The sequence below is a fragment of the Bradyrhizobium sp. USDA 10063 genome (assembly GCF_054063735.1).
Genome location: NZ_JBSSGP010000002.1, coordinates 8,747,833 through 8,760,203, shown reverse-complemented (window position 1 = coordinate 8,760,203; position 12,371 = coordinate 8,747,833). Strand labels below are relative to the sequence as shown.

11 protein-coding genes are annotated in these 12,371 nt (G+C 62.4%); 4 read left to right on the top strand and 7 right to left on the bottom strand.

The window, feature by feature from the left end; genetic code table 11:
- Positions 1-2 precede the first annotated feature (2 nt).
- Positions 3-593 carry an RNA polymerase sigma factor gene (locus ACVJGD_RS42910; RefSeq protein WP_456639725.1) on the bottom strand — a complete coding sequence of 197 codons (591 nt, stop codon included), beginning with the start codon at positions 591-593 and terminating at the stop codon, positions 3-5.
- Between the two features lie 69 nt (positions 594-662).
- Complete coding sequence (locus tag ACVJGD_RS42905; protein WP_456639724.1) at positions 663-1,391, bottom strand: STN domain-containing protein; 729 nt, start codon at positions 1,389-1,391, stop codon at positions 663-665.
- A 513-nt stretch (positions 1,392-1,904) separates the two neighbouring features.
- Here ACVJGD_RS42905 and ACVJGD_RS42900 point away from each other — a divergent pair.
- From ACVJGD_RS42900 to ACVJGD_RS42885, 4 genes are all read left to right on the top strand, one after another.
- Positions 1,905-3,335: a pyridoxal phosphate-dependent decarboxylase family protein gene (locus tag ACVJGD_RS42900; protein WP_456639723.1), complete on the top strand. Its 1,431-nt coding sequence runs from the start codon at positions 1,905-1,907 to the stop codon at positions 3,333-3,335.
- 118 nt (positions 3,336-3,453) lie between these two features.
- Complete coding sequence (locus tag ACVJGD_RS42895; RefSeq protein ID WP_456639722.1) at positions 3,454-4,281, top strand: alpha/beta fold hydrolase; 828 nt, start codon at positions 3,454-3,456, stop codon at positions 4,279-4,281.
- Entirely contained in the window at positions 4,281-5,570 is a 1,290-nt protein-coding gene (locus ACVJGD_RS42890) for an acyl-CoA dehydrogenase family protein (protein WP_456640567.1), read from the top strand. Before ACVJGD_RS42895 ends, ACVJGD_RS42890 begins: the two co-directional genes overlap by 1 nt.
- Before the next feature lie 2 nt (positions 5,571-5,572).
- Positions 5,573-7,108: a class I adenylate-forming enzyme family protein gene (locus ACVJGD_RS42885; protein ID WP_456639721.1), complete on the top strand. Its 1,536-nt coding sequence runs from the start codon at positions 5,573-5,575 to the stop codon at positions 7,106-7,108.
- 37 nt (positions 7,109-7,145) lie between these two features.
- On the opposite strand, the gene ACVJGD_RS42880 is transcribed toward ACVJGD_RS42885, so the two are convergent.
- The 5 genes from ACVJGD_RS42880 to ilvD form a co-directional block, all read right to left on the bottom strand.
- Entirely contained in the window at positions 7,146-8,192 is a 1,047-nt protein-coding gene (locus ACVJGD_RS42880) for a peptidase M29 (RefSeq protein WP_456639720.1), read from the bottom strand.
- A gap of 11 nt (positions 8,193-8,203) precedes the next feature.
- On the bottom strand, positions 8,204-8,971 hold the full coding sequence (locus ACVJGD_RS42875; RefSeq protein WP_456639719.1) for an ABC transporter permease: 768 nt from the start codon (positions 8,969-8,971) through the stop codon (positions 8,204-8,206).
- On the bottom strand, positions 8,968-9,735 hold the full coding sequence (locus ACVJGD_RS42870; RefSeq protein ID WP_456639718.1) for an ABC transporter permease: 768 nt from the start codon (positions 9,733-9,735) through the stop codon (positions 8,968-8,970). Before ACVJGD_RS42870 ends, ACVJGD_RS42875 begins: the two co-directional genes overlap by 4 nt.
- Positions 9,732-10,577 carry an ABC transporter ATP-binding protein gene (locus tag ACVJGD_RS42865; RefSeq protein WP_456639717.1) on the bottom strand — a complete coding sequence of 282 codons (846 nt, stop codon included), beginning with the start codon at positions 10,575-10,577 and terminating at the stop codon, positions 9,732-9,734. The genes ACVJGD_RS42870 and ACVJGD_RS42865 overlap by 4 nt, the downstream gene beginning before the upstream one ends.
- An 81-nt stretch (positions 10,578-10,658) precedes the next feature.
- Positions 10,659-12,368, bottom strand: coding sequence for a dihydroxy-acid dehydratase (gene ilvD / locus ACVJGD_RS42860; RefSeq protein ID WP_456639716.1), 1,710 nt, complete (start codon positions 12,366-12,368; stop codon positions 10,659-10,661).
- Between the last annotated feature and the right edge of the window lie 3 nt (positions 12,369-12,371).

Genomic DNA, 12,371 nt, shown 5'->3' with positions numbered 1-12,371 from the left:
GGCTATCGGTCATCCCTGTCATCAACACGCTTGTCGGTCCCCTGTCCATGCGGTTGCTGAACGGGCTGTGGGCCGAATCTTTGCACGAGTTGCCGGTCCAGACGAAGTGCGCAATGGGCTAACGCATGCTTCAACTCGATCTCAACCAGTCTTTGTGATATCTCCAACTGCACTGCAATCGCGTGCAGGGTTTTTCCTTCAACGCGCGCTGCATGCAGGATAACGCGCCGTCGCGGGGTTAATTCCCTGATCGCATGTTGAAAGGCTTCGAGCTCGATCTTCGCTTCCAGACTTCGTTGGGGACCGGGGGTTTCATCGGCAATGTCGAAGGCGATCTTCGCGTCATCGAGCGAAACCGTGTATTTTTCCGAGCGCAGTTTCCTCAGGGCGATATTGATGGCCATGCGCAGCAAGTAAGAGCGCGGCCGCTGCACCGGCGGCAGATCCGCGCCCCGGCAAAGCTCCATATACGTTTCCTGCAAGGCGTCGCCGGCAAGCTCCACCGAATTCAATCGACGGGCCAACCTGGCTCGCAAATCATCATAGCAGAGTGTCAAAAAACGGCGCAATTCGGCGCGGCTGCTGTGGGTCATGCGGGATCGCGGCCCTGGACCCTTGTCCCGCGCGCATTGCGCACGCCCGCTGTCTCGCACACCGACATGCTAGCGCCCGGCCCTCTGGTCGACGGGTGATGCGCAAAGCCTCGCATCGGCCGCTGCTCCCGGCAGCGCAACCACGGTGATCGGCTGCGGCATCTGCGCCGGTGGTGGTTCGGTCATGCGTGACTTGCCAAGCGTCGCCAACAGCATCCGGTGACTTGCCTGTTCGCCGGCCGATCCGTCGAGTTCTGCGCGCTGCACCAATCCCGAAGAACTGATCCACAACTTGATCACCAGCCGATAACTCACGGGACGCGTGTCAGGATACCGGCACAGAATGCGCAGGATGTCGTCTTGCACCACGGCGAAATAGCGCTGATATTGGCCATCCTGGGCGATCCGTGCCGTAGCGAACGCATGCGCCGTCTCGTCGCCGGGATGAATCAGCAAGTAGCTGTTTTCGTGCGCACGCAGTGGGACGAGTTCTGTCCCTGCGAGCAGGTCTCTGAGAGCATCGTCACGCGCAAGGGCGCCGGTGACCGCAGAGGATCGCTGTCCGATCGCCGCTGCGCCGTCGTAATACACCTCGGTCCCGGTGGCTGCGCAGAACGCGTCTATGGCAGACGCCAGCGGTTGCGCGGGGATGTCGAAGGAAGTCGCTCCCGCCGGCGATGCATGCGACAGAGCCAAAATTATCATCAAATGCGCGACAACAACGGCAAGATCGCGTGTGATCACACACTTCCACCAGCTCACAATGTTCATGAAATGCTGGTTCACCTTGGCAAACACGAGACTCACGGATGGCTGCAGATCGGTCCGTTACGAATTGAACCAGACGCCGGTCAATCAGAAACTCCCCCCAACTTACGACGCTGCGCAAGACGGTATTGTGACATGCCTAGACTACGGACCCAGCCAGCGGTTGGTCGGGTGTTCGCGCTCGCGCTTCAGCAGAATCGTCGGATCGGCTAGCGCGCCCGTCGGGTGCTTGGGAGTCATGCTTCGTCGCCCAATATGGCCTCGTTCGCCGATCTGCCGCAGATGGCCATGTCAGCTCATCATACATTGATCTGGGACACCCAGGCGTGGTGATGTGGACCGGTGCGGAAATCCTGGACTGGTAGCGCAGATAACGACACAGCCTCCAAGCTGATCTGTTTTCGGGCGCCGCCATGCGTTGACGCTGCCTCGTCCGGCTCGTCGCGCAGATGCCGCCCCTTGAAGACATTCGAGGTCGGACAGTCGTTCTTTGGCCAGCATACGGCCGTTCGATAGAGTTAATGGAATGATGAGGACACGCCGATGGATGACAATGAGTTCCGGATTTGGAGCCATAGGGCCGCTGATTGGGGCGTGGATTACCGCCGGGGTTTGCGCCAGCGCCCCGTTCGGGCCCTGACAATACCTGGAGCAACTTTCAATGCCGTTCCTTCCGACGCGCCCGAAGCGCCGGAATCGATGGAAGCCATTTTTGCGGATTTCGAAAGGATCGTGATGCCCGGCATCACCCATTGGCAGCATCCGCGGTTCTTTGCTTACTTCCCGGCCAATGCAGCCCCCGCTTCGGTGGTCGCCGAGCAATTCGTGTCGGCAATCGCCGCCCAATGCATGCTCTGGCAAACCTCGCCATCTGCAACCGAATTGGAGACCCGTGTGCTGGACTGGCTGCGCCGGGCGCTCGGCCTGCCCGACGGATTCAAAGGCGTTATCCAGGACTCCGCATCATCGGCAACGCTGGCGGCAGTCCTCGTCATGCGCGAGCGTGCGCTGAAATGGTCGGGCAACAAGCAGGGTCTGTCCGGTCAGCCGCGAGTGCGGATCTACAGTTCGGATCAGGTGCACACCTCGATCGATCGCGCCATCTGGATTTCGGGGATTGGCGAGGATAATCTTGTACGCATTCCGGTCCTCGGCGAAATGCGCAGCCTCGACGTCGCAGCATTGGATGCTGCTATCGTCGCTGACAAGCAGGCTGGCTTTCTGCCCGCCGGCATCATCGCCAGTGTCGGAGGAACCAGCGTCGGCGGAACTGACAATATCGCAGGCGTCTGCGAAGTCGCGAGCCGCCATGGTCTCTACGTTCACGTCGATGCGGCGTGGGCTGGGTCGGCGATGATCTGCCCGGAATTTCGCCATCTGTGGGAAGGGATCGAGCTCGCCGACTCTCTGGTCCTCAACCCGCATAAATGGCTCGGCGCGCAGTTCGATTGTTCTGCGCATTTTCTGCGCGATCCCGAAAGCCTGGTGCGAACTCTCGCCATTCACCCGGAGTTTCTCAAGACGCATGGCCATGACGGCATTATCAATTATTCGGAATGGAGCGTACCTCTTGGCCGCCGCTTCCGCGCCTTGAAGATCTGGTTCCTGCTGCGCGCCTATGGGCTGGAGGCATTGCGCAACATGATCCGCAACCATGTGCGCTGGTCGGAGAAGCTGGCCGCGCGGCTGACAAGGACAGCCGACTTTCGCGTGACAACCAGACCCGTGCTTTCATTGTTCTCGTTTCGGCATGAACCGGACAATGTTGCCGATCTCGATGAACATAACCTTCGGCTGATCAATGCCATCAACAACGACGGACGTATCTATCTCACGCAGACCAACGTCGATGGGCAGTTCGTCATCCGATTTCAGGCAGGTTCATTCGATATGACAGAAGCCGATGCTGATGCCGCGTTCGACGTGATCGTCGAGATCGCCCGGCAACTGAGTGCGCGAGCAGCATCAGCTTAAGCTTCCTGGACGCCGGGTACGACATGCCGGCTGCGGTGATAGATTTCGCTTCCTATCCTGAACCCGCCTGTTAACATCTGCCTGGATAGCCCCTATCAAAAGTCAGGGAGATCGGCGCATGGCGGTTGCGAAGCCGATGAAAACCTGTCACGGCCGTTTCGCCTATGAAGCAGCGGGCGATCCGTGTGGAACACCGCTGGTTTTTCTGCATGGTATCGGCGGCGCGGCGCGCAGCTTTCGGCGCCAGATGGAATTTTTCGGCGACCATTATTACACGATTGCCTGGGATATGCCCGGCTATGGCGGCTCCGCACCGCTGGCAAACGTGAACATCACCGCTCTCGCCGGCGCCCTGCAGCAATTCCTGCACGCGTTCCAAGGCAACGCCAAACCGATCCTGGTTGGACACTCGATCGGGGGGATGATCGTTCAGCAATGGCTTGCCGACAATCCGACCGCGGCTGAAGCTGTCGTTTTGGCGCAGACCAGCCCGGCCTTCGGCAAGCCCGATGGCGACTGGCAAAAGGCCTTCATCGATGCCCGCCTCGGCCCGCTGGATCGCGGGCAAACGCCGGCTACGCTTGCTCCGTCGCTTGTCAGCGAACTCGTCGGCGACGAGCCGGATCCGGCCGGCCTGGACCTCGCACGCGACTGCATGGCCAGCGTTCCCGAGGCGACCTACCGTGCCATGGTCCGTGCCCTTGTTGGATTTGACCTCCGCCACGCGCTGAAGAACATAAGAATACCGACCCTTGTGCTGTCGGGTTCGAAAGACAACAACGCGCCGGCACCGATGATGGCGAAGATGGCCACCTATGTGCCCTCAGCCAGCTATGTCGAGATCGAAGGCGCTGGGCATCTCGTCAATCTCGAACAGCCGGATAAGTTCAACGCCGTGCTCGGTGAATTCCTGATAAGCGGCATGGCGAAGCGGAAAACAGCATGATGACGGCGCAGGTCACGAAGAATGGAGCGGGGCTGAACGGGGTCAGGCTCGATGCGCCGATCTTTGATCCGGTTGCGTTTCGCTTGAACGATAAGCAGGCCACGATCATCGCGCGCGCTCGCGAGCTCGGACAATCCTTATTTGCGCAGCGCGCTGCGGACTACGATCGCGATGCCGCCTTCCCGACTGAAAACTACCGGGATCTGCACCAGGCAGGTCTGCTCGGCATCTCGATCCCGAAGACGCATGGCGGGCTCGGCGCGGACTACCAGACCTACGCGCTCGCCGCGGCCGAGATCGGGCGCTATTGCGGCGCGACCGCACTTACATGGAACATGCATGTGTGCTCGACGCTGTGGTCCGGGCCGCTCGCCGACGATCTCGACATGGATGCGGCGACACGCGCCGAACATGAGCGCCGGCGTGCCGTGCACTACAAGCGCATCGTCAAGGATGGCGCAATCTATTCGCAGCCGTTTTCGGAAGGCGGCGCAGCGGCAGCCGGCGGCGTCGCGTTCGGCACCGAAGCGAAGCCGGTCAAAGGCGGCTGGATCGTCAACGGCAAGAAGATCTTTGCCTCGCTCTCCGGCCATGCCGACTATTATGGCGTGCTCTGCACCGAGGTCGCGGAAGGCGAGAAGGCTTCGCGGCGCAACACGCTTTATCTCGCACTCCCCGCCAAGGCTGACGGCGTCTCGGTCGTCGGTGATTGGGATCCGCTCGGCATGCGTGGCACGGTATCACGCACGCTGCTGTTCAAGGACGTGTTCGTGGACGAAGGCGCGGCGCTGATGCCGCGCGGAGTCTACTTCCAGGCGGCGCAGCGTTGGCCGCACATGTTTCTGACCCTGTCGCCGACCTATATGGGTCTTGCGCAGGCGGCCTACGATTTCACCGTGCGCTATCTGCGTGGCGAAATGCCGGGCACGCCGCCAGTGAAACGGCGGATGTATCCAACCAAGCAGATCGCCGTTGCGCAGATGCAGATCAAGCTGGAGCAGATCAAGGCGATCTGGTTCCAGGCGGTCTCTGAGGCCCGCGCCAACCCGAGCAAGGAGCAGGTGCTGCGCGCCTATGCCGCGCAATATTCGGTCATGGAAGGTGCCAACGAGCTCGCGACCCTGGCGATCCGCACCTGCGGCGGTCAGGCGATGTTGAAATCGCTGCCGCTGGAGCGCATCTACCGCGACAGCCGGTGCGGCTCGCTGATGTTGCCCTGGACCGCCGAGCTTTGCCTCGACCGCATCGGCCGGGAAGCTCTGTATGAGGCCGGCGAAACGGACGACTGACGGTGGACCTCTCGAGCCTGATCGAGCGCAATACGGCGTTTGCACCGGACAAGCCGGCACTGCATTTCGAAGGCACTACGCTGAGCTATGCGGCGTTCGCGGCGCGCATCGAACAGGCCGCACGAGCTTTGAAGTCTGAACTTGGCGTCAGCCGCGGCGATCGCGTCGCCATCCTGAGCTTGAACCATCCGGACTACCTCGTGCTGCTCTATGCCTGCGCGCGACTGGGCGCGATGCTGGTGCCGTTGAACTGGCGGCTCGCGGTCGCCGAACAGCAGTTCATCCTAGCGGATGCCGCCGCAAAGGTGCTGGTGCTGGAACAGGCCTTTGCTGCAGTCTTGCCGATGCTCGAGAAGAGCCTCCCGAAGATAGCAGCCGTTGGCCTCGACTTCACGCCGCCGCGTGGAAGCACATTCGATGGGCTGCTGGCAGAGGGCAAGGGCGATGGGCGCAACCCGCACACCGATCTCTCCTGTCCGCTGCTGATCGTCTATACGTCCGGAACCACAGGCAGGCCGAAGGGCGCCGTGCTGCGTCAGGAAGCCCTGCTGTGGAACGGCGTCATGAGCCAGCACATGCATGGCCTGACCTCCGACGATCATATCCTGACCGTGCTTCCGTTCTTCCATGTCGGCGGCCTCAACATCCAGACCACGCCGGCGCTGCAGCACGGTGCGACGGTGACGATCCATTCGCGCTTTACGCCCGACGCGACGCTCGCCTGCTTCGCGCGCGAGCGGCCGACGCTGACCGTGCTGGTGCCCGCAACGATCCAGGCCGTGACCGACCATTCCGATTGGGCAACCACCGACCTGTCATCGCTGAAAGCGATCTCGACCGGTTCCACCATCGTACCACCGCATCTGATCGAGCGGTTCGTCGCGCGGGGCGTGCCGGTGCTGCAGGTCTATGGCTCGACCGAGACGTGTCCGATCGCGATCTATACAAGGCTCGGCGGCGATAGCTCCCGGGAGGGCTCGACTGGCCTGCCAGGCCTGTGCTGCGAAGCAGCCATCGTCGACGATGCCGGCAACGAAGTGCCGGCGGAGGTGGCGGGCGAGATCATGGTGCGCGGCCCGAATGTGTTCTTCGAGTATTGGGGAAACGAGCAAGCCACACGCGATGCGCTTCATGACGGCTGGTACCGCACCGGTGATATCGGTCGGCGCGACGCGGACGGCTATTTCTGGGTACACGACCGCAAGAAGAATCTGATCATTTCGGGCGGCGAGAACATCTATCCCGCCGAGGTCGAGCGCGTGCTGCTGGAGCATCCTGATGTCGCCGAATGCGGCGTGATCGGCCGGGCCGACCCGCGCTGGGATGAGGTGCCGATTGCTTATGTGGTCCGGCGGAAAGATAGTTCCGTCGATGCGCCAGCCTTGCAAGCGCATATCCAGTTGCAACTCGCGCGCTTCAAGGCTCCCCGCGAGATCGTCTTTGTGGACGACCTGCCCAGAACCGCCCTTGGGAAGGTTCAGCATTTCAGGTTGAAACAGATCGACGCCGAGACACCGGTGCGGAGGGATGTCGTGTGAACATTGCGGTTCTGGCCTCGGACGGCACGAAAATGCTCTAGCCGAAAACATCCTGCAGCACGCCTTCGCGCACGACGGCGACGCCATCGAGTTCGATCGTCGTACCCATGACCGGCAGGTCGAAATGACCAGCGGTATAGCGGCCTGCGAACTCGTTGGCCCCGGTCGAGAACAGGAAATTGCCGGAGACGGCTCGGAGTTCGGTGCCGTTGGTATCCCGCTGGTCGTACATTGACAGCGCCTCATAGCGGGCACCGGGATTCATGCCGAAGCCGACATGCGACACCGCATAAGCCTCGCGGTCGCCCCACGCGGCGAGGTAGGTCCGCATCATCGCGGCATCAGCGCCCTCGCCTTCGAGGTCGATAACGTAATCGTCCTTCAACGTCATTCTGACGGGCGAGGTCAGATAGCGCTTGAAGGTGAGATTGATGTCGCCTGCCGCCATGACGAGTGTGCCGTTGACGGCGCCGCTTTTCGGAAAGCTGACGACGATTCCGCCCGGCCAGTGCGCGAGCGTGCCGGGCTTGTCGGTCCATCCCCAGACGCCGACCGTGGAGGCGCCGACCATGTCGACGTCGAGCGCAGTGCCCGCCTTCGACGTCACGCGCATCCGCTTGGTTCCGCGCAGCATCTTGGCCGCCGCCCGCACCCGCTTCTCCAGCGCGCTATCGGGCACCATGCGCTCCAGCGCTTCTGGATGTTCGTTCGAGATCACCAGGATGCGCGCGCCGGCCTTCAGAATCTCCGGCGTCTCCGGGGCATGCATCAAACCTTCGATGGTGCAATCGACCACAAAGCCTGCTTGCTGCAAGGCGGTGACGACCGGCGCCAACCGCTGGATCGCCTCGCTCGCACCAGTCGAGCGGATCGGCACGATCTGCTTGTTGCGCGGCGTCGGTACTACCACGTGGAAGGGCCGCGCTCCCATACGCAGCAGCGCCAACTCCGCCAGATGTACATTCAGCGCGCGGGACTGGGTTTCCGACAGGATGGCGGCCGTATCGCCGGCCTTCACCGCGCAGCGCTCAAACACCTCGCAGAATGCGTCGATCCATTTCGCTTCGATGCGGTCAGCGAGCATGTTCAGTTCTCCTAGGCTTCCGGAAATCCGCGCAGCAAATAGGATCGCGCCAGTTCAAGTAAGCCGTTCAGGATCAGGCCGACAAGCGAAATCGTGATCAGCGGCACGAACATGTCGACCGCCTGGAATGTCCGCGCCGCCGTCACCAGCGCATGGCCGAGACCGTCCGTCGAGGTGATCATCTCGGCGAGGAAGACGACGATGCAGGAAATCACGAGTCCGATACGGCAGCCGGTCAGGATTGATGGCGCGGCGGCCGGCAGCACCACCTTGAACAGGATCTCGCGCCGGGGCGTCCCCGCCGCCATCGCCGACCAGATCAGCTTCTGCTCGACGGTCGAGGCGCCGTAATAGGTGGCAAGCAGGATCGGGAACAAGGCATCGAACGTCACCAGCAGGATCTTGGACTGGTGGCCGAAGCCGACCAGCAGCAGCAGGGCCGGATACAGCGCGACCTTCGGCAACGGCGCCAGTACGCGCACGATCGGCCGCACCACGGCATTGATGGCGGGATTGACCGCAGCCGCAAGGCCAATCATCACGCCAAGGATCACCGCAATTAGGAATCCCGCGAACAGCCGGAACAAGGTGGCCGCGATCTCCTGCTGGAACGTCGTGGTCGACAACTGCTGCATCATGCGCAACAACACCTGACCCGGCGGCGGGAGCAGCGTGACCGGTGCATAGCCAAACGAGACCAGCGCCTGCCATACCGCGACCAACAGCACGATCGGGATCATGCCGAGCAGCAGATCCGAGGTTACGGCGCGCGCGTTCATGAAAAGCTCAGGGGGATGTCGAGTTGCGGTTCGGACCAGCGCACCAAGTAGGTGCGCAGCCGCTCGAACAAGGCATCGAGCCCAATGCCCATGGCGCCGACGATGATAATCATCGCGAACACGGTGTCGTATTGACCCATGTCGAGCGCGTTGAACAGGATATTGCCGGCGCCGGACTGCCGGGCGATCATCTCGCTGGTGACCATGGTGATCAGCGCCAGGACCAGCCCCGTTCGACAGCCGGTCAAGATCTCCGGCAAGGCCGCGGGCAACACGATGCGCGCAAGACGCTGCATGGCTGAAAGCCCCATGGCGGCGCCGGACCACAGCATCTTCTCTTCAACCGCCTTGGCGCCCTCAAAGCTGTGATAGATCACGGGCAGGCTGACACCAAGGAAGATCACCAGCGTCTTGGAGAGGTCGCCGACGCCGAGCCACAGCATGATGATCGGCATCAGCGCCGCCTTCGGCACCGGATAGATCACCATCAAGAGGGGATTGAAGAACGATGCGATCGCGCGGTTGCGGCCCATCAGAAGTCCGAGCGGAATCGAGACCGCCACAGCGACGCTAAACCCGATCGCCATGCGGCGGAGCGATGCGCCAAAATTGATCAGCGAATCCTTGTCGCCGAGGATCGCCGGAATCGCACGGATCGCTTCAAGTGCGGTCGGAAAGCTGTCGTTCTTCAACACCTGCGATGCCAGTTGCCAGATGACCAGCAGGCCAAGACAGGCCAGAAATGGCGCGGCACGCCGCATCATGACGGCAACTCACCTGTGCCGGAATCGTCAAACATGCGCTCGATCTCGACGACGTATTTCTGGTAGCGCGGATCGAGCAGCAGTTCCGTGCGGCGGCGCGGACGTGGCAGATCGATGTCGATGATCTCTCGAATGCGGCCGGGCGACCGGGTCATCATCACGACCCTGTCGGAGAGAAACACCGCTTCCTCGACCGAATGAGTGACGAATAGCACGGTCTTGCGGTCGCGCTCCCAGATATTGAGCAGATCGTTCTGCAACCGCGTGCGCGTGTGCGCGTCGAGCGCGCCGAACGGCTCGTCCATCAGCAGCACTTCGGGATGATAGGCCAGTGTACGCGCCAACGCGACGCGCTGCTTCATGCCACCCGACAGTTCCTTCGGGTAGAAGTTCTCAAAGCCCTTCAGGCCGACCATCTCGATCAGAGCCTGGCTCAGCGCCTCGGCGTCCGCACGTTTCATGCCTTGCTGGCGCGGGCCATACATCACATTGCCGAGCACGCTCTTCCAAGGGAACAGCGCAAATTCCTGAAACACCGGCCCGCGGTCGGGGCCGGGGCCGCTGATCGCCCGCCCCTTCATCCTCGCCGCTCCCCTGGTCGGCTGCACGAAGCCACCGACGATGTAAAGCAGCGTCGATTTTCCGCAGCCGGAGGGCCCGAGGATGGAGACGAACGCGCCGTCCTCGATCGTCAGCGAGATGTCGGACAGCGCCAGATGATCCTGACGCGCCGCGGTCTGGAACACCTGCGAGACCTGGTCGATCTCAATCATGGCGGCAGCCGGCTTTCGTGCCGCCAGCGACCCACCGCGTCCGTCCGATCGTGATGACAAAACCGTCATTCCAGCATCTCTCGCCGCTCTGGCGTCCAGGACGCTGTTAGCATAGCGGAAGGCGCCGGCACATGGCGATGCGGCTTCTGGTCAATCCTGCCGCTTCTCGTCAAACCACGGCCATTCCGCGGCGCCATCATGGGTCACCGCGCCGCGCGGCGCCTGACCCACCAGCTTTGCATATTTTGCGAGCGCCCCTGCCCGATGTCGCGGCGGTCGCGGCTTCCAGGCCGTGCGACGCTCGGCAAGCTCGCGCTCGTCAACCAACAGGTCCATGCGCCGAGCGGCCGCGTCGATCCGGATGCGGTCGCCGGTGCGCACCAGCGCCAGAGGGCCGCCCACAAAGGCTTCAGGCGAGACATAGCCGATGCACATGCCGCGTGTTGCACCGGAGAAACGGCCGTCAGTGATGAGCGCGACCTTCTCCCCCATGCCCTGGCCATAGATCAGCGCGGTGACGCCGAGCATCTCACGCATGCCGGGACCACCGACCGGACCTTCGTTGCGGATGACGAGCACATCGCCCGCCGCGTAGCTGCGGTTGCGGACCGTCTCGACGCAACTCTCTTCGTCCTCGAACACGCGCGCCGTGCCCTCGAACACGAGGCTCTTCAGCCCCGCGACCTTGATGACCGCGCCATCGGGGCAGAGATTGCCCTTCAACACGGCCACGCCGCCGTCCGGCATAAGCGGCTTGCTGGCTGAGCAAATGATCTCGCCATCTGGAATGTTCGCGCCGCCATATTCCTCGGCCATCGTGCGGCCCGTGACGGTCAGGCAGCTTCCGTCAATATGGCCGCTTTCGATCAGTTCACGGATGACCACCGCGGCGCCGCCGATGTCATACACGTCCTTCGCCGTATATTTACCGCCCGGACGCAGATTTCCGATCAACGGCGTGCGCGCGAAGACCGTTCCGACATCGTCGATGGAGAAGGCTATTCCGGCTTCGTTGGCGATAGCCGGAAGATGCAGCGCCGCGTTGGTCGAACCGCCGGTCGCCGCCACGATGGCCGCGCCGTTCTCGAGAGATTTCCGCGTGACGAGTTCGCGCGGAAGCGGTCCGCCACGCTCGAACATCTGCATCACGAGGCCGCCGGCCCGGCGCGCGGCATGCGCCCGTTCCGGATAGACGCCGGGGATCATCGACACATTGGGAATCGTCAGCCCCATCGCCTCCGACACCATCGCCATCGTGTTCGCGGTGAACTGCCCCGCACATGCGCCGATCGTCGGCAGGCAGGCGCGCTCAATGCCTTCCAGAGTAGCCTCATCGACCTCCCCAGTCATGAAGCCGCCCACCGCCTCGTAGGAGTCCAGCACGGTGAGTGTCCGACCAGCGAAGCGGCCAGGCAGCGCACTGCCGCCATAGATGAAGATCGACGGGACATTGCAGCGGACCATTCCCATCATGACGCCAGGGAGTGTCTTGTCGCAGCCGCCGAAACCGATCAGGCCGTCATAGGCCAGTCCATGGACGACCGCCTCGATCGAATCCGCGATCAGTTCGCGCGAGAACAAAGAAAACTTCATCCCCTCATGGTTCATGCTGATGCCGTCGGAGACCGAGACCGTCGCAAACTCCCTTGGCGTGCCGCCGGCCGCGGCAATGCCCTCCTTTGCGGCCGCGACCTGAAAATCGTGAGTCATGTTGCAGGGCGTCTGCTCGCCCTTCATGCTGACCACGCCGATCATCGGCTTTGCGATGGCCTCGTCATCGAGTCCCATCGCACGCATGAACGCACGATGCGGCGCCCGATCGAGACCTTCGACCGTCACGCGAGAGCGCCATCTCTTCATGCA